Raw genomic sequence first — 16,918 nt, forward strand, 5'->3', positions numbered from 1 at the left:
TGTCTTGCTCCTGATCGGGTGAATGCGCCTTGAACGGGGAACCTATGAACCGGCCCCCCCATCGTCAAGAAGGCCCGCGCGCTGGAGGCTCTCCAGCACCAGGGGTTCCGGCAGCGTCATCAACCGTGCCGCGCGGGTCCAGAGGATGGCAACCTCGATCGGCCGGTCCGGATAGATCTGCCGCAAAAGAAGGGCATAGGCCCCCATCTGGCGCAGCAGACCCTCGGGGACATGGTCCGGCGACCCGGGGACCACGGCGTTGGTCTTGAAATCCACGGCGAGCACTTTTTCATCGCTTACCCGAAGCCGGTCGATCACCCCGTGCAGCCGTTGCGCGCCCAGATGCCCGGTGACGGGCACCTCGGCCAGCGTGTCCCTCGCGAAAAGCGGGGCCAGCTCTGGCGACGACAACAGCGCCCGCGCCTCGGCCATCAGCGGCGCGATCTGTTCGGCCTGCAGACCCGGAAGCAGCTTTGCCGCCATGGCGTCCCAGCCCGCCGGTTGCTGCCCGGCGAGATGTTCCAGCAGCAGGTGGATCGCCGTGCCGCGCGCCTTGGCGGCCTCTTCCTCCAGCCCCGCCTCGCCCGGCAGCGCCTTGGCCCCGCCCAGGTCGGAGGGGCTGAGCGTCACCTCGCGCTCCGGCGCAGGCCCGGCGGGATGCCGGAACAGCTCGGGCAGATCGGCCTCGGGCGCGACGACCTCTTCGGGATCGTCCAGAGGCAGCCCGTCCCAGTCGCCATGGGTGTACAGCAGCCCGGTTTCCTCGCCCATCGGCCAGTCGACCGCGCCGGCGCTGTGCAGCCCGGCCTCGACCTGCTGGTACCAGCTGTCGCCATCCTTCGGCAGGTCGCCGGCCGCGCAGACGATCAACCATTTCTCGGCCCGGGTCAGCGCCACGTACAGCAGCCGCTGCCGTTCCGCCCGCTGCCGGTCCTGGAACGCATCGCGCGCGTCTTCCATCAGCGGTGGCATCGCGTCGGCATTCACCCGCCAGAGCGCGGCCATGGCCCCTGCCCCGCCCGTCTCCGCATCCTCGGCCACGGCGGTTTCCACGATTTCCGGCAGCTTCGGCGCCTGCCGCTTGCCGGTGTCCGGCAGGATCACGATCGGCGATTCCAGCCCCTTGGACCCGTGCACCGTCATCACCCGAATGAGGTCCCCGGCTGATCCCATCTCGCGCTTGATGTCGAGATCGTCGGTCTCCATCCAGCCGAGAAAGCCGGTCAGGCTTGGCACGCCGGTGCGTTCATATCCAAGCGCCTGGCCCAGCAGCGCGTTGATCCCGTCTTCGGCCTCGGGCCCCAGCCGGCCCAGCAGCTTCCGGCGCCCGTCATGCCGCGTCAGGATCCGTTCGATCAGGTCGTAGGGGCGCAGGAAATCGGTCTGCCCCATCAGGTCGGCCAGCATCGCCAGCGTTTCGGGGTGATCCCCGCGCTTGCGCAGCGCCTCCCACAGATACCCGGGTCTGCCCTGCGCCACCGCATACAGGTCGCGGTCCGACCAGCCGAACAGCGGCGATTTCAGCGCGGTTGCGAGCGACAGGTCATCCTCGGGCGTCGACAGGAAGGACAGCAGCGCGCCCAGGTCGCGCACCGCCAGCTCGGCGCCCACCTTCAGCCGGTCGGCCCCGGCCACCGGCAGGCCGCGCGCCTTGCAGGCCCTTATGATCTCGGCAAAAAGATCGGACCGGCGCTGCACCAGGATCATCACGTCGCCGGGCCGCACCCGGCGCCGGATCAAGCCGCCGCGACCCGCGTCGGGCAGGGTCTCCTGTCCGATCATCGCCTCGATCCGCGCGGCGATCCGCTCGGCCAGGATCACCGCGTGATGGCGCCCGCCCTTGCGGTCGACCGGGTCGTGCCATTCGCGGTCCTCTTCCTCCTGCACCTTGGGCACCACCGGCCACAGTTCGACCCGGCCCGGAAGATCGGATTTGAACGCGCGGTGCAGGCTGTCGCGGACGAAGCCGGCCTCCTCCTGGCCTTCGAAGATCGTGTCGACCAGACCAAGGATCGCCGGCGAGGAGCGGAACGAATATTCCAGCGTCAGCGATTGCAGCCCCGGGCCGGCGGCCTTCAGCCGCGCGCCGAATTCGGCCTGCATCTTGTCGAAGGCGCGCGGATCGGCGCCCTGGAAGGAATAGATCGACTGTTTCTTGTCGCCGACCACGAAGATCGTCCGCTCCACCTCGCGCGCGCCTTCGCCGGCGGTGAATTCCTGGGCCAGCTTTTCGATCACGTCCCATTGCGCGGGGCTGGTATCCTGCGCCTCGTCGACAAGGATATGGTCGATCCCGCCATCCAGCCGGAACAGGACCCAGGCCGCGACCGAGGGATCGTTCAGCAGCGCCCGCGCCTTCAGGATCAGGTCGTCGAAATCGAGCCAGCCGCGCAGCTGCTTGCGCCGCGCGTATTCCGGCAGGAAGGCGGCGGCAAAGTCGTGCAGCGCCATGGTCTTGCGCGCCGCCATCAGACCCAGCCGCTGCGGCCGCAGCTCTTCGATCCGCTGCATCAGCGCCTCGAGGTCCGGCATCAGCGGCGCCACCGCGCCATCCTTCTGCGCCGATTTGGTCGGAAAGCTTCCGATCTTGGCGGCAAAGGGCTGTTTCGCACCGCTTCCGGTCAGCAGCACGTCCTCAAGCACCGCCAGTGCCGCGATGTTTTCCTCGCGCAGGGTGGCCAGCTTGGCCGCCGCCTTGCGGTCATTGCTGCCCGACCCTTGCAGCGCCCGGGCCAGCGCGCCGAGCATCTCGATATCACCGGGCGCAAACGCCTGGTCCACGAGCGTATCCTCGGTCACATGCGCCGGCACGCCGAAGACACCAAGGATCTCCTCCCGCGACAGGGTCCGATCGAACGCCTCGCGCTTGCCCGTCAGCGCGCCGGTCAGATCGTCGAGGCCCTCAGACAGGTATCCCGCAATCCCGTCGACCAGATGCGCCTGCGGTCCGGCGGCCATGTCCTCCACGATCTCGGCCCGCAACAGCTCGGCCGACCGGTCCTCCATCTCGGCGAAATTCGGGCTGACCCCGGCTTCGAGCGGGAACCGGCGCAGCAGCGCGGCGCAAAACGAGTGGATCGTCTGGATCTTCAGCCCGCCCGGCGTCTCGATCGCGCGGGCGAAAAGCGTGCGCGCCTGGCCAAGGTCGCCGGCCGCATCGGCGCCCAGCACCGCCAGCTCGCGGCGCAGCGCGGCGTCCTCCAGCATCGCCCATTCGCCCAGCCGCCGGAACAGGCGGTTCTGCATCTCGGACGCGGCGGCCTTGGTGTAGGTCAGGCAAAGGATGTGCTGCGGTTCCACCCCCGACAGCAGCAGCCGCGCCACCCGGTCGGTCAGAACCCGGGTCTTGCCCGACCCGGCATTGGCCGACAGCCAGGTCGAGGCATCGGGCCGCGCCGCCTGCACCTGCCGTTCGCTGGCGGCGTCCCGCGCGGTGCTCATGTCATGTCCTCCGGTTCCGGATCGTCCGACATGTCCCATTCGCCGTAGCGCGCCAGCTGATCGTAATCGCCCACGTCACTGTCCTTTTGCAGCATCCGGCGCGAGGTATAACCCTGCGCCGGGTCGCGCCAAGCGCGCAGCAGATTGCGGAATTCCTCCCACACCTGGTCCACGGGGCTGTCATCCAGCGGCGCGGGTTCCTCCTTGCCGCTGCCGCCCAGCCCAAGGAACACCGCGCGGGCCACCGGCCCGGCCTCAAGCCCGCGAAACCCGCCTTTGGTCGCCATCGCCGCCTCAAGCAGCAACTGCTTGTCGAAAAGCCGCTGTTCCTTGCCCGTGGGTGGCCGCCCGGTCTTGTAATCATAGATCACGTAGCGGCCGAGCCCGTCGCGGTCGATCCGGTCGGCCTCGCCCGTCAGGGTAAAGGGCGGCTCCTCGATCACAGCCTCGCCGAAGACCTCGAAGGCCTCGGGCTGTGCAAGGCTGCGCCGGGTCCGTTCGCCGGTGACGAACCACTCCGCCACCCGCGCCAGCCGGGCGCGCCAAAGCCGGCGCTCGGCGGCCCATGGCACCTCCTGCTCCAGCACCTCTTCGGCCCGGCACATCAGCGCCTCGGTGCTCAGCTGCGATGGGTCCGCGCAGCTGCCCTTGATGAAATCCTCCAGCACCTTGTGGATCACCGTGCCGCGCAGCAGCGCATCCGGTTCCGTCATCAGCGGATCCAGCGGGCGCAGTTTCAGCACGTGGCGCGCGTAGATCGCGTAAGGGTCGCGGATCAGCGTCTTGATCCGCGTCACCGACAGCTGATCGGGCCGCACCTCTACCGGGGGTCGCGGCGAGGGGCGCGGCGCCGGGGCGATCCGCGGGGCCCGTTCCAGCGCCTTGGCCCGGCCCAGCCAGACCTGCCCGCGCGCGCGCATCGCGGCCAGCGCCTCTGGCCCGCCACGGCCCGGCAGCCCGCCCATCAGGTTCACCAGCCGGTTCACCCAGCGCGACGGCACCGTTTCGGCATCCGACGACCGCCGCGCGCGGGTCAGCCAGACCTCGCGCGCGCCGGCGGCCTGCTGGAAGTCATGCGCCGCCAGCCCGATCCGCCGTTCCGGCAACAACAGCCCCGCCTGGTGCCGCAAGGCGCGGTTCAGCCAGGGATCCGGCCGCGCCGGTTCGGGCCAGGACCCTTCGTTCAGCCCGCCGAGGATCAGCAGATCCGCGCCCTGCACCCGTGCCTCCAGTGTGCCCCAGATCATCACGCCTGGATGCGGCTTGTCCCGGTCGCGCACGGTTTCCCGCTGCAACAGCGCCGCCAGAAGGTCAGCCGCATCGCGCCCCGACATGTCTCCGCCCGCATCGGCATGCAGGGCGAGCGCGTCGATGACCTTCTCCGCCTCCTGCCCCGCGTTCTGCTCCCAAAGCTGCCCGCTGTCCGATCCTTCCGCGCCCGCCGCCGCCCGGTCGGCCAGCGCGCGCAGGGCGGCGATGCGGTCGGTCAGCGGCGCGGGATCGGGCGCATGGGCCGTCAGCAGTGTTTCGGCCACCCAGCTGCGCCAGGTTTCGGGCGGCGGGGTGCGTTTGCGGTCGACCATGTCGCGGGCAAAGCGGTCCAGCGTTTCGGGCGCGGGATGCGGCGGCCCGTTGCGGCGCAGCCAAAGTTCGAGGTCGCGCGTGTAAATCAGGTGCGACGCCCGGCCCGGCCCGCTGTGACACAGAGGATGTTTCAGCACCGCCAGCAGGCTTTCCGGCGTCACCGGCTGTGCGACCAGGTCGGCCAACTGCCGCAGGAACCGCCCCGGCGGCGCCAGGTGCAGCGGCTGGCCCGCGCTGTCGTCGGCCACGATGTTCCAGCGGTCCAGCGCGGCCTCCACCTGCCGGGTCAGCATCCGGTCGGGCGTGATCAGCGCCGCGCTCTGCCCGTCCTCGACCGCCTGGCGCAGGCGCATGGCGATGGCCAGCGCCTCTTCGCGCGGATCGCTGGCCTCGACCAGCGTGACATCCTGCATCGCCGGGCCAAGATCGGGCAGCGACGGTCCCTCGCTCAGCCAGGCGTCGGTGACGGGTGCCGGCCGCATGGCCAGTGACAGCACGCGGTTGCGCTCGGGCGCCGGCGGCGGGGCATCGGTCCAGCGGCGTATGTCGCCCGGCGCAAGGTCCATCTGGTCCATCAGCGCCTTGAAGCGGTATTGCGGATGATCCTCGGTCGAAAGCGCGTCGCCCATGCCCTGCCAGACCGCCCCGGGCAGATCCCAGTCATAGCCGGGCAGCACCACGGCCCCCTGCGGCAGGCGGGCCACCGCGCGCATCAGGATCTGCATCATGCCGCGCGATCCGGTCGAACCGGCCAGGATCACTGGCGTCTCCGGCGGGGCAGTTTCCCATTGCGCGGCAAGGGCTTCGGCCATCAGCCGCTGGCGCGCCTCGGCTTCCGGCGCCTCCGGATCGGCCAGCGCCCCGGCGATCGAGATGAATTTCTGGGCCCGCGCCCAGTGGCCCGACAGGTCGCTGACATCCAGCCCGGCAATCGTTTCGGGGCTGACACCCTCGCCCTGCATTTCGGCGAACAGATCCGCAAGGCTGTCGGCCAGGTCATAGACCGCCGCGCGGGGGGCAAGGTCGGGCTGCGCCTCGACCAGTTTCGCCACCAGCTGCGCCAGCTGCAACCGCCTCCGCAAGGGCGGGATCGCGGGCGGCAGGCCGGTCAGCCCAGTGTCGAGGTCCGAGATCAGCCGGATCTGCGGCAGCAGCCGCGGCGGGCCGGCGTCAAAGAGATCACGCAGCCGCCGCGCCATGCGGCGGGTGTTCACGATCAGCAGAACCCGCGCCCAGGCCTCGGGCGGCTGGCCCTGCATCCGTGTCTCGATCCCGGCAAGCAGCTCGGCCGGGAAATCGGCGCCGGGGGGCAGGGCGAACAGGCGCGACCGGTCACCGGGGTCAAACATCCGCGATCAGCCCCTCGGCCAGGGCGATGCCCTCGGGGCGGCCCACATCGCACCAGCGGCCAGGATAGCGCAGCCCGAACAACCGCCCCTGGTCGATCATCCGGTCCCACATCAGGTTGAGCGAAAACGCCTTCTCCGGAATGTCGGAGAGGCCGGCGGGGTTGATGATCTGCGCGCCCCCATAGACGACACCCGGCCCCCGCGTCAGCCGGCCACAGGCATCCATGGTGAAGTCGTCCGGCCCGGTGCGGCCCACCGTGCAGGCGGGATCGAGGCAGAGCAGCAGCGCATCCATCCGCGCAGGCTCCCATGCCGCAAGCAGCTGTGCCAAGGGGTTCGGCCCAGCCCAGACCACATCGGGGTTCAATGTGATCACAGGCCCGTCGCCCAGCAGCGGCAGCGCCTGGCGCAGCCCGCCTCCGGTCTCCAGCACCTCGGGCCATTCCAGCGATGTGATCACACCCTGCGGCGCCAGGTGATCGGCGAGCATCTGCGCCTTGTAATGCAGGTTGGCCACGATCCTGGGCGGGGTGATGTCATGGGCGAGATCCAGCGCGCGGTCGATCAGGGGCCGGCCCGCGACCGGGATCAGCGGCTTGGGCCGGTCGGCGGTCAGCGCCCCCATCCGGGTGCCGAACCCTGCAGCGAAAAGAAGGACGGGCAGGGTCAATGTTCGGCCAGCCGCGAGAGTGTTTCGGCGGTGGGCCGGGGCAGGGCGTCGATTATCGTGTCCGCCACCATGGCCAGCGCCGGATGGTCGAGATTGCGTTCCACATGGGCGAAGACGCGCGGGATCATGTCAAGGTAATGCAGCCGGCCGCGATCCTGGGCGAGGCGGGCGAAGATGCCCAGGATGCGCAGGTTGCGCTGCAGCCCGATGACGGCACAGGCGGAGCGGAAATCGTGATCTTCCAGCCCGGCGGCATCGCGGAACCGGTCCATCATCGCCAGTTCCACCGCCGGCGAGACGTCGCGCCGCGCATCCTGCAGGAGCGAGACGAGGTCATAGACCACGGGGCCCGCCACCGCGTCCTGGAAATCCAGAAGCCCCACGCGGGCGGGGCCGTCGCGGTCCGGCAGCCAGAGCAGGTTGTCGGCATGATAATCGCGGTGCAGGAAGACCGGCGCGCCCAGCCGCGTGTCCTGCAGGATCTCTGCGAGGCGCGGGATGAGGGTGGGACCGACATCCTCGCCCGTAATCGGCGCGGCGTAGCGTTCAAAGGCGATGGCGGTCATCTCGGCCAGGGTCTGGCTGTCGAACACCGTCATTTCGGGCGTCACCGGCATGTCGCGCAGGGGCACCAGCAGGTCGGTCGCCACGGCGTAAAGGTCGCGTTCGCGCGCGGGATCGGCCTTGATGATGCGGGTGAAGGTGTCATCGCCCAGGTCCTCGATCAGTAGGAGGCAGGCGGGGATGTCCTTGGCCAGGATCCGCGGAGCGGACAGGCCGGCGTCTGTCAGCGCCCCGGCCAGGCGGGTGAAGGCGGCGACGCTGGCCTCGTCCTCGGGCGCGGCGATCATCAGCACCGCGGTCCCGCCTGACGCCGGGTCCGTCAGCCGGTCGTAGCGGCGGGTGGAGGCATCGCCGGCCAGCGGCTCACGGGTCGCATCTGACCAGCCGGCGTCGGAGAGGAAGGCGGCGATCTTCTGGTCGGGCGTCGTCATGCGGCAAGCCCGGTCAGGCGGCTGGTCCAGCTGTCGCCGGATGCGCTGATCCGCAGGTGGCGGCAATCGGGCAGGTCCGGATCAGGGGTCAGCGTGATGCAAAGGGCGTCGGCGGGGGCAAGGTCGCCCAGGCGGTCGGGCCATTCGATCAGGCAGATCGCGTCGTCGAAGGCCTCCAGCAGGCCCAGCTCGATCAGCTCGTCCGGGCCGCTCATCCGGTAGAGATCGCAGTGCCAGACCGGACCGCGCACCGTGTCGTAGCTTTGCACGAGGGTGAAGGTGGGGCTGGGAACATCTTCGGGCTCGTCCTGCAGGGATTGGATCAGGGCGCGGGCGAAATGGGATTTTCCGGCGCCGACCGGGCCGTCAAGGAGGACCACGTCGCCGGGCGTCAGGCACCGGCCCAGTGCCGCCGCGCAATCTGCGGTGGCGTCGGGCGAGGGCAGGGTGGGGGGCAGTGAAACGGGGTCCGGCGACATGAGCGCAGAATGCCCCCCGTCGCCGGGACCCGCAAGCGAAGATCAGGCCCGGATCACAACGCGTCGGCCTGTATCAGCCCGGGCGTGACAGGGCCCGTTTTCGAAACCGCGGAACTGCGGAAACAGACCAGCGTCGCGCCGTCCTGGATCGGGTGGACGGTGCAGATCACCTCGGTTCCGTCGTTCATCGCGACGTTGGCCCACCAGGTGGAGCGTTCGCCGGTCCCCGAGACGAAATCCCGCAGGTCGCCCCAGACCGGTGTCGGCCGCGACTGTGTCTGCCAGTCGCGCGTGGCGTCGAAGACCGTGACCTCGGCAAAGCTGGCATCCGGGTCGACATGCCACAGGTCGCGATAGGCGGCGTTGGACAGGGTCAGCACCCCGTTGGCCCCGAAGACCGCGATGGCATCGTCGATATGGTCGAAGATCGTCTGGCTCACCTCCAGTTCGGACCGGAAGCGGCGGGTCAGAGAGACCTCGGCGGTGATGTCTTCGAAGAGGAAGGCCATGGCGCCGTCGGGATGCGGCCGGCCGCTGACCTGGTAGATGGAGCCCGAGGGCAGCGACCAGGTCTCGCGATAGCTGCCATCGGCGGCGGCGGCCACCAGGTCGGCCATCTGTTCGCGCCAGCTGGCGTAATTCTTGGGTTCCGGCATCATCCGGGCGTCGCGCAGCCGGTCGAAGAAGCTGAGAAGGTTGGGCCGGGCGGAAAGGAAATCGGCGGGCAGGGAGGTCAGGTCGATCAGGGCCGGGTTGAACAGCGCCAGCTGCCGGTTCCTGTCGAAGATCGCCAGCCCGATCGACAGCTGGGCAAAGGTCTTCGTCAGCGTCTGCACGAAGTTGCGCTGTGCGATCTCGGCATTCACGACGGCGCCCACATCCACCGCGTAGAACATGCGATAGCCATCGTGCCGCGCGATCCAGACGTCGTACCAGTAGAAACTGTCCTGCCCCGGGATCGAGATGGACGCGCGGATCCGGCTTCCGCTTGGCTTGCTGTCGAGCCCGGACTGGAACAGGCGCTGCCCCGGTTGCGGCCGCGTGCCGTGAGTCCGGTGGAACAGATCGGAATAGGCCCCGTTGAACCAGCTGACCTCGCCCCCGTCATCGACCCGCCAGATCGGGTAGGGGGCCAGGTTCATGGTGCTGCGGAGCGTTTCATATTCCGCCTCGAGCGCATGCAGCGCGGCAGGCGCGCGGGCGTCGTTCTTGCCCGGCTGGTCGATGCCGCGCACCTCCAGCCGCAGGATGCCGTCCAGCCGTTCGACCAGCAGTTCGTAGCCATCGAGCGTATCGCGGGCGGCGAACACGGCCTCGTCCTCGACCGCGTCGATTTCTTCCAGCCCGTAGAAGCGTTTGCCCAGCACCTCGCGCACCACGGCAAGGTCGGACAGGTCGGCGCGCCGGCCGTCTGTGTCGTCGCCGTCCAGCAGGGCGCGGCCCGCGGCGCTGGAGTCGATCAGCATGTCCTCGTCGAACAGGAACACCGGCTCGGGCTGTTCGGGCAGGCGGGCGACCTGCCGGCTGCGGGATCCCGCACGCGCGGTTTCCGCCTGCAGCCAGATCGACGCCGCCAGGGCCGCCGCCCCGCAAAGCGCCGCAAGGCCCGCCCATTCCAAGACATCTGTCAGTACCATGACCCCAAATCCGTCGCGTCCTTCATTCCAGGCATCGTGGACCAGAAGAGGTTAACGTGCCCTTAATCGGGACGCGTCCGGACCGGCATTCAGGCCCGGATCGGACGGTTCGCCCCCAGCGGCACCGCGTTGCTCCCCGAACGCCCGTCGATCTTGTCGCGCGGCCAGACCACCTCGACGATGGCGCCGCGCCGTTCGGCGCTGGGCAGATCGCCGGTGAACGGGTCGGTCCCGTTGGCAAAGCTCAGCTCGGCCCCGGAGCGTTCCAGCAGCGTCTTGGCGATGAACAGGCCCAGTCCCATGCCTTCGTATTCCGGCCGGGCCGGGGGCTCTGCCTCGCCCCGCCGCCGCCGCACGAAGGGATCGCCGATCCGCCCGATCAGATGCGGCGGAAAGCCGTCGCCATCGTCCAGGATCCGGACCGAGATCTCCTTTTCCGTCCACATCGATTCGACCCAGACATTGCCGCGCGCGAAATCGACGGCGTTCTGGATCAGGTTGCGCATGCCGTGGATCACCTCGGGCATCCGCAGGATCGAGGGCTGCTGCAGGGCACCGCCCTCGCCCGGCCCGTCCTCGAAATGGATGCACTTGCCGCGATGCATATGCGGCTCGGCCGCCTCTTCCAGCACCGCCGACAGGGGCGCCTGGCGCAGGTGCAGATCGTCCTTCCCGGCGCGGCCCATGTCGCGCAGGATGTCGCGGCAGCGGTCGGCCTGTTCACGGATCAGGGCCGCATCGTCGCGCAGGTCCGGGCGGTCGTCCAGCTCTTCCATCAGCTCGGCCGAGGCCAGCTTGATCGTCGCCAGCGGGGTGCCAAGCTCGTGCGCGGCGGCGGCCACCACGCCGCCAAGGTCGGTCAGCTTCTGCTCGCGGGCCAGCGCCATCTGGGTCGCGGTCAGGGCGTCGGACATCGAATTCATCTCGGACGACACGCGCCGCGAATAGAGCGCCATGAAGATCGTCGCGATGATCAGCGACAGCCAGCTGCCGAAGACGAAAATGTCCGGCACCCGCAGGATCACGCCCTCTTCGGTGCGCAGCGGCAGGTGGAATTCCGCCAGCAGCGTAACGATCACGATCGCGGTACCGCCGATCAGCATGGTGGACCGCAGCGACAGCACGTTGGCGGCAATCGTGACCGGCGCCAGCAGCAGAACGGAGAACGGGTTGTGCAGGCCGCCGGTCAGAAACAGCAGCGCCGAAAGCTGCAGCAGGTCGAACAGGACCATCAGGAAATTCTCGGTTTCCGTCAGGCGCTTGTTCTCGGGATAGACGAACATCGCGACCAGGTTGCCGATCACCGCCACGCCCACGGCCATCAGGCAGGGGCCAAGGTCGATCATCAGGTGATAGGTCCGCTCGGCCACCGTGATCGCGGTGACCTGGCCGACGATGGCGACCCATCGTAGCAGGATGAGAGTCCGCAGGCGGATCCAGTTGCCGCGCTGTTGACCCAGTCTTAAGTTCAGCTCCGATTGCTGCATGCGCACCCGTCCCGGTTCTGCCCGGCAGTACATCCTGATACGGCGCCCGGCGCGGGCGTTCAACTTTCTTGGGAGATCGCATGACCCGTCTTATCGCCATCGCCGCAACCGCCCTGGCCGTTCTTGTCGTTGCCGGCACCTATGTGATCACACAGATGCGCGGCCCCGATGATCCCTTCGCCCAGTGCAACGGCGGCGCCGTCGCGGGGGGCGAGATCGGCGGCCCGTTCGAGCTGATCGACGGCAGCGGCGCGACGGTGACGCAGGCCGATGTGATCACAGAGCCGTCGCTGATCTACTTCGGGTACACCTTCTGCCCGGATGTCTGCCCGCTGGACGTGTCCCGCAACGCCGAGACGATCGACATCCTGGCCGAGCGCGGCCAGAGCGTGACACCTGTCTTCATCTCGATCGACCCGCAGCGCGACACACCCGAGGTGGTGGGCGAATTCGCCGAGGTGATGCACGAAAAGATGATCGGGCTGACAGGCAGCGCAGACCAGGTCGACGCGGCGTCCAAGGCCTACAAGACCTATTACAAGAAACAGCCTGGCGACGACGACTATTACCTGGTCGACCATTCCACCTTTTCCTACCTGACCTTGCCGGACCACGGTACGGTCGGCTTCTTCCGCCGCGATCTGACGCCCGAACAGCTGGCCGATGCGGTGGGCTGTTTCGTCGAGAACGCAGGCTGAGAGCCGGCATTTGATATTTCCCGTCAGGGGGGTAATAATCGCTCCCTGACACTTGGGTGGAGACAAGACATGGCCGACGGAGCGCCTCAGGACATCGGGCCGGACAAGAGCCTGCTGCTGGTCGACGACGACGAACCCTTCCTGCGGCGCATGGCCAAGGCGATGGAGAAGCGCGGGTTCGAGATAGAGACCGCCGGATCGGTCGCCGCCGGACGTGCCATCGCCACCGCCCGGCCGCCGGCCTTCGCCGTTGTCGACCTGCGGCTTGAAGACGGCAACGGGCTCGACGTGGTCGAGGTGCTGCGCGAGAAACGGCCCGATTGCCGTGTCGTCGTGCTGACCGGCTACGGCGCTATCGCGACGGCGGTGGCCGCGGTCAAGATCGGCGCGACGGATTACCTGTCCAAGCCCGCCGACGCGACCGACATCACCAACGCGCTGCTGGCCACCAACGACGAACTGCCGCCGCCGCCGGAAAACCCGATGAGCGCGGACCGCGTGCGCTGGGAACATATCCAGAGGGTCTACGAGCTGTGCGATCGCAACGTGTCCGAGACGGCGCGGCGGCTCAACATGCACCGCCGGACGCTGCAGCGGATCCTGGCGAAACGCTCTCCGCGCTAGGGGCGGGCAGGTCCCGGCATGTAATCGGGATGCAGTTGCAGCATTCCGCGGAGGGTCGAGAATCAGGGACGTTTGGCTCAATTCTCTTGCTTTTCGCGGGATGTCGCGAATTTTCGATGTCCTGTGAGGAATTTTCACGGGACGCATAAGCCCCTGATGCCGCGCTGCAAAAGATCGCGGATCGACCGCACGGGTCGCTCTGGCGTGGCCGGATCGGGGCGAAAACGGGCCGCCTTAAGGGGCCATTCATTCCGTCACCTCCATACTTTTCCCACGACGCATCGGGCGCGGGTCCTCTCCCCGCGCTTTTGGAAAACTGGAGGTAAGCCATGTACAAGCGTAGTCTCGCCATGGCCGTCGTGTTCGGGGTTGCCGCCCTTGCACCGCCGGTCCTGGCCCAAAACCCGCGCTGTCTGCCGCGCGACGTTCTCGTGCAGACGCTGGAAACCAAATACTCGGAATCGCTTACCGGCGGCGGGCTGCAAAGCGCCCAGCGACTGGTCGAGGTCTGGAGTTCGCAAAACGGAAGCTTCACGGTCTTCGTGACCCGGGCCGACGGCTTTGCCTGCATCATGGCCACCGGCCAGGGATGGCAGACATCGGAGGTCTCCGCAGAGGGTATCGCGGGGTGACCCGCCTGCCCACCGGCCCAGGGGAGGGGCCGGCGATCGGGGTCAGCGGATCACAGCCGGGCCATCAGCGCCGCGTGGCGCTGGGTGAAATCGGCGCGCACCGAGACCGGCGGCCGCAGCACGATATCCAGGCCGTCCATCAGCTCGGGCGCCGGCCGGCCAAAGAAGCGCGACGCCTCGGCCTCCGAGAACCCGGCGATCTGCGTGGCTTCCATCCAGGCCGACACCTTGTCCGCCTTCTTGATCTGTTGCTTGACCCGCACCGGGATCGCCGCCGGCAGGCCGAACCGGATGCGGATCGCCGCCGCAAGCCGGTCGTCCAGCGCCCCGTATTCCGGGCCCACCGCCGCCTTCACCGGCGAAATCATGTCGCCGATCACGTATTCCGGCGCATCGTGCAGCAGGGCCGCAAGTCGCCATTTCACGGGCGCCCCCGGGATCATGCGGGTAAAGATCTCTTCCACCAGCATGGAATGTTCTGCCACGGAATAGGCGTAGTCGCCCGCCGTCTGTCCATTCCACCGCGCCACGAAGGCCAGCCCGTGGGCGATATCCTCGATCTCGATATCCACCGGCGTCGGATCGAGCAGATCCAGGCGGCGGCCGGAGAGCATTCTTTGCCAGGCGCGGGTTTGTTTGGGCATCACACTACTTCAATCGCTTGTTGGGCCGACCTCTTACCAAGGGTGGTTGGACGGTTACAGGGCTTCGTCGCGCCGCACCCCGCGGATGGTTGCGCCTGCCTGCGCCAGCGGCATCCTTGCCCTGTCGCCGTGACCGTTGCGGCAGGGTAAGCCCAGGCACTACGGGGGCCTTATAAGGATGTCATGTGCCAATCCGGATGCAGGGCCGGGGACGGATCCGAGGATGACGTCCACCTGCCGGCCCTGGCCGCGGGCCGCAATCGCGGGCCCGCCGTGACAGGCCGGCCCCGCGATTGCGGGGCTGTTCAATTTCTGCCCGCAATTCGATCATACCCCCCATAACCCCGGGACTGTCCCCTTGCCGCGTTGCCTGCCCAGCCGAGGAATGATAGGCCCCCGACAAGCTTTCAAAACGCCGTGGAGAATGCACTATGAGCCAGGACTACATCGTCAAAGATATTTCGCTCGCGGAATTCGGCCGCAAGGAACTGGACATCGCCGAGACGGAGATGCCGGGCCTGATGGCGCTGCGCGCGGAGTATGGCGAGGCAAAGCCGCTGGCCGGGGCACGCATCGCCGGGTCGCTGCACATGACCATCCAGACCGGCGTCCTGATCGAGACACTCGTCGCGCTTGGCGCCGAGGTTCGCTGGGCGTCCTGTAACATCTTCTCCACCCAGGACCACGCGGCCGCGGCCATCGCCGCCGCCGGCATCCCGGTCTTCGCCATCAAGGGCGAAACGCTGGAGGAATACTGGGACTACGCCGACAAGATCTTCATGTTCGAAGACGGCGGCTGCAACATGATCCTCGACGACGGCGGCGACGCGACGCTGTACATCCTGATGGGCGCGCGGGTCGAGGCCGGTGAGACCGACCTGATCGAAACCCCGACGTCCGAGGAAGAGGTCGCGCTGTTCGCGCAGATCAAGAAGCGCATGGCCGAGAGCCCCGGCTGGTTCACCAAGCAGCGCGCCATGATCAAGGGCGTTTCGGAAGAGACCACCACCGGCGTGCACCGCCTGTACCAGATGGTCGAGGCCGGCCAGCTGCCGTTCCCGGCGATCAACGTCAATGACAGTGTGACCAAGTCGAAGTTCGACAACAAGTACGGCTGCAAGGAATCGCTGGTCGACGGCATCCGCCGCGCCACCGACACGATGATGGCCGGCAAGGTCGCCGTCGTCTGCGGCTATGGCGACGTCGGCAAAGGCTCGGCCGCGTCGCTGCGCGGCGCTGGCGCCCGGGTGAAAGTGACCGAGATCGATCCGATCTGCGCCCTGCAGGCCGCGATGGACGGGTTCGAGGTGACGACGCTGGAAGACGTGGTCGACAGCGCCGATATCTTCATCACCACCACCGGCAACAAGGACGTCATCCGCATCGAGCACATGCGCGCGATGAAGGACATGGCGATCGTCGGCAACATCGGCCACTTCGACAACGAGATCCAGGTCGCCAACCTGAAGAACCACAAGTGGACGAACATCAAGGACCAGGTCGACATGATCGAGATGCCCTCGGGCAACCGCATCATCCTGCTGTCCGAAGGCCGCCTGCTGAACCTTGGCAACGCCACCGGCCACCCGTCCTTCGTTATGTCGGCGTCCTTCACCAACCAGACGCTGGCCCAGATGGAACTGTGGACCAAGGGCGAGCAATACGACAACAAGGTCTACGTCCTTCCCAAGCACCTCGACGAAAAGGTTGCGCGGCTGCACCTGGACAAGATCGGCGTGAAACTGTCGACCCTCAGCCCCGAGCAGGCCTCCTACATCGGTGTCACCACCGAGGGCCCCTTCAAGCCCGAGCACTACCGCTACTGACGGCGCGTGCCGCCGCGCCCGGGCCCCCGGCCTTGCGGCGCTGCGGCAAGTGCTTGAAAGACTTGCCTCAAATGGGGATCGGCGCGCGCCGGTCCCCATTTTTTGTTGTTTCCCATGACCTTACGTCACCTTTTCTCGCGCGCATGGAAAGCCGGAAAGGCCCGAAAAGTTCCCACTTCGCGGTGAAATATATCTGCCTCTCAAACGGGAACGCCGGCCCGCGTTCTGCATTGTCTGTCCACAAGCGGATGAATGGTAACTGGAGGAAATCAGATGAAACCGAAGCATATGACCCTTGGCGTCGCAGCAATCGCTCTCATGGCCGGGACCGCATTTGCGCAGGACACGACAGCGCCGACGCTGGACAGCACTGCACCGGAAACCGAGATGCAGTCCGAACCGACCACCGGCATGGGCACCGACATGGGCGACGCCCCGGCTGTCACCCGTGAATATGCCACGATCGAACAGATGACCGTCGGCGACGTGCTCAGCACCATCGTCTACGGCCCCGATGACGAGCGCATCGGCGATATCGACTACGTGGTGTCCGAGCCCGACGGTCCGGCGGCCGTGATCGGCATCGGCGGCTTCCTCAGCATCGGCGAATACACCGTGGCCATCGGCCTCGACCGGTTCGAGATGACCGAGGACGGCAGCTTCATGCTTCCGATCCCGAAGGAAGAGCTGAAAGAGCTGCCGGAATTCGATGAAAGCGGTGTCGAAGGCCTGGACGACGATGTCCTGATCGGCGACCTGATGATGGACTCGCCTGCGCACGACTCGATGCTGAAAGACGGTGAAGATTCCGACGAATCGACCGTGACCAACTGATCCTGACTGACTTTTCAG

The 16,918-nt window shown here is 67.6% G+C and carries 13 protein-coding genes; 5 read left to right on the top strand and 8 right to left on the bottom strand.

Annotated elements, in window-relative coordinates:
- Positions 1 to 42 precede the first annotated feature (42 nt).
- The 7 genes from addA to regB all read right to left on the bottom strand — a co-directional run bounded on the left by addA (position 43) and on the right by regB (position 11,642).
- The gene (gene addA, locus ATO3_RS06335; protein WP_088648977.1) at positions 43 to 3,441 is read right to left on the bottom strand and encodes a double-strand break repair helicase AddA; all 3,399 of its coding nucleotides are present in this window, start codon (positions 3,439 to 3,441) and stop codon (positions 43 to 45) included.
- A complete protein-coding gene (gene addB / locus ATO3_RS06340; protein ID WP_088648978.1) occupies positions 3,438 to 6,374 on the bottom strand; it encodes a double-strand break repair protein AddB in 2,937 nt (978 codons plus the stop codon). Before addB ends, addA begins: the two co-directional genes overlap by 4 nt.
- Complete coding sequence (locus ATO3_RS06345; protein WP_088648979.1) at positions 6,367 to 7,044, bottom strand: nucleotidyltransferase family protein; 678 nt, start codon at positions 7,042 to 7,044, stop codon at positions 6,367 to 6,369. The genes addB and ATO3_RS06345 overlap by 8 nt, the downstream gene beginning before the upstream one ends.
- Positions 7,041 to 8,039 carry an aminoglycoside phosphotransferase family protein gene (locus ATO3_RS06350; protein WP_088648980.1) on the bottom strand — a complete coding sequence of 333 codons (999 nt, stop codon included), beginning with the start codon at positions 8,037 to 8,039 and terminating at the stop codon, positions 7,041 to 7,043. The genes ATO3_RS06345 and ATO3_RS06350 overlap by 4 nt, the downstream gene beginning before the upstream one ends.
- Positions 8,036 to 8,518, bottom strand: coding sequence for a tRNA (adenosine(37)-N6)-threonylcarbamoyltransferase complex ATPase subunit type 1 TsaE (tsaE, locus tag ATO3_RS06355; RefSeq protein WP_088648981.1), 483 nt, complete (start codon positions 8,516 to 8,518; stop codon positions 8,036 to 8,038). The genes ATO3_RS06350 and tsaE overlap by 4 nt, the downstream gene beginning before the upstream one ends.
- 53 nt (positions 8,519 to 8,571) lie before the next feature.
- Entirely contained in the window at positions 8,572 to 10,155 is a 1,584-nt protein-coding gene (locus ATO3_RS06360) for a PAS-domain containing protein (protein WP_088648982.1), read from the bottom strand.
- Positions 10,156 to 10,244: 89 nt separating this feature from the next.
- The gene (gene regB / locus ATO3_RS06365) at positions 10,245 to 11,642 is read right to left on the bottom strand and encodes a sensor histidine kinase RegB (RefSeq protein ID WP_088648983.1); all 1,398 of its coding nucleotides are present in this window, start codon (positions 11,640 to 11,642) and stop codon (positions 10,245 to 10,247) included.
- An 80-nt stretch (positions 11,643 to 11,722) separates the two neighbouring features.
- Here regB and ATO3_RS06370 point away from each other — a divergent pair, with 80 nt between their 5' ends.
- The 3 genes from ATO3_RS06370 (at position 11,723) to ATO3_RS06380 (ending at position 13,596) form a co-directional block, all read left to right on the top strand.
- Entirely contained in the window at positions 11,723 to 12,340 is a 618-nt protein-coding gene (locus tag ATO3_RS06370; RefSeq protein ID WP_088648984.1) for an SCO family protein, read from the top strand.
- A gap of 69 nt (positions 12,341 to 12,409) precedes the next feature.
- The gene (locus ATO3_RS06375) at positions 12,410 to 12,964 is read left to right on the top strand and encodes an ActR/PrrA/RegA family redox response regulator transcription factor (protein ID WP_088648985.1); all 555 of its coding nucleotides are present in this window, start codon (positions 12,410 to 12,412) and stop codon (positions 12,962 to 12,964) included.
- A gap of 329 nt (positions 12,965 to 13,293) precedes the next feature.
- On the top strand, positions 13,294 to 13,596 hold the full coding sequence (locus ATO3_RS06380) for a hypothetical protein (RefSeq protein WP_088648986.1): 303 nt from the start codon (positions 13,294 to 13,296) through the stop codon (positions 13,594 to 13,596).
- Positions 13,597 to 13,646: 50 nt separating this feature from the next.
- Here the strand turns inward: ATO3_RS06380 and ATO3_RS06385 are convergent, their stop codons facing one another.
- The gene (locus tag ATO3_RS06385) at positions 13,647 to 14,240 is read right to left on the bottom strand and encodes an HD domain-containing protein (RefSeq protein ID WP_088648987.1); all 594 of its coding nucleotides are present in this window, start codon (positions 14,238 to 14,240) and stop codon (positions 13,647 to 13,649) included.
- A 431-nt stretch (positions 14,241 to 14,671) separates the two neighbouring features.
- On the opposite strand from ATO3_RS06385, the gene ahcY reads away from it, so the two are divergent.
- Positions 14,672 to 16,066, top strand: a complete 1,395-nt coding sequence (gene ahcY / locus ATO3_RS06390) for an adenosylhomocysteinase (RefSeq protein ID WP_088648988.1) — start codon at positions 14,672 to 14,674, stop codon at positions 16,064 to 16,066.
- Between the two features lie 273 nt (positions 16,067 to 16,339).
- Entirely contained in the window at positions 16,340 to 16,900 is a 561-nt protein-coding gene (locus tag ATO3_RS06395) for a hypothetical protein (protein WP_088648989.1), read from the top strand.
- The last annotated feature ends 18 nt before the right edge of the window (positions 16,901 to 16,918 follow it).

Origin of the sequence: Marinibacterium profundimaris (assembly GCF_002210095.1) — a bacterium.
Lineage (GTDB): Bacteria > Pseudomonadota > Alphaproteobacteria > Rhodobacterales > Rhodobacteraceae > Marinibacterium > Marinibacterium profundimaris.

What these genes read in the sequence shown, in the direction of transcription:
- ATO3_RS06380 (WP_088648986.1), top strand. Translation starts at nt 13,294, where the DNA reads ATGTACAAGCGTAGTCTCGCCATGGCCGTCGTGTTCGGGGTTGCCGCC.
- ATO3_RS06350 (WP_088648980.1), bottom strand. Translation starts at nt 8,039, where the DNA reads ATGACGACGCCCGACCAGAAGATCGCCGCCTTCCTCTCCGACGCCGGC.
- ATO3_RS06375 (WP_088648985.1), top strand. Translation starts at nt 12,410, where the DNA reads ATGGCCGACGGAGCGCCTCAGGACATCGGGCCGGACAAGAGCCTGCTG.
- ahcY (WP_088648988.1), top strand. Translation starts at nt 14,672, where the DNA reads ATGAGCCAGGACTACATCGTCAAAGATATTTCGCTCGCGGAATTCGGC.
- ATO3_RS06395 (WP_088648989.1), top strand. Translation starts at nt 16,340, where the DNA reads ATGAAACCGAAGCATATGACCCTTGGCGTCGCAGCAATCGCTCTCATG.
- tsaE (WP_088648981.1), bottom strand. Translation starts at nt 8,518, where the DNA reads ATGTCGCCGGACCCCGTTTCACTGCCCCCCACCCTGCCCTCGCCCGAC.
- addA (WP_088648977.1), bottom strand. Translation starts at nt 3,441, where the DNA reads ATGAGCACCGCGCGGGACGCCGCCAGCGAACGGCAGGTGCAGGCGGCG.
- ATO3_RS06370 (WP_088648984.1), top strand. Translation starts at nt 11,723, where the DNA reads ATGACCCGTCTTATCGCCATCGCCGCAACCGCCCTGGCCGTTCTTGTC.
- regB (WP_088648983.1), bottom strand. Translation starts at nt 11,642, where the DNA reads ATGCAGCAATCGGAGCTGAACTTAAGACTGGGTCAACAGCGCGGCAAC.
- addB (WP_088648978.1), bottom strand. Translation starts at nt 6,374, where the DNA reads ATGTTTGACCCCGGTGACCGGTCGCGCCTGTTCGCCCTGCCCCCCGGC.
- ATO3_RS06360 (WP_088648982.1), bottom strand. Translation starts at nt 10,155, where the DNA reads ATGGTACTGACAGATGTCTTGGAATGGGCGGGCCTTGCGGCGCTTTGC.
- ATO3_RS06385 (WP_088648987.1), bottom strand. Translation starts at nt 14,240, where the DNA reads ATGCCCAAACAAACCCGCGCCTGGCAAAGAATGCTCTCCGGCCGCCGC.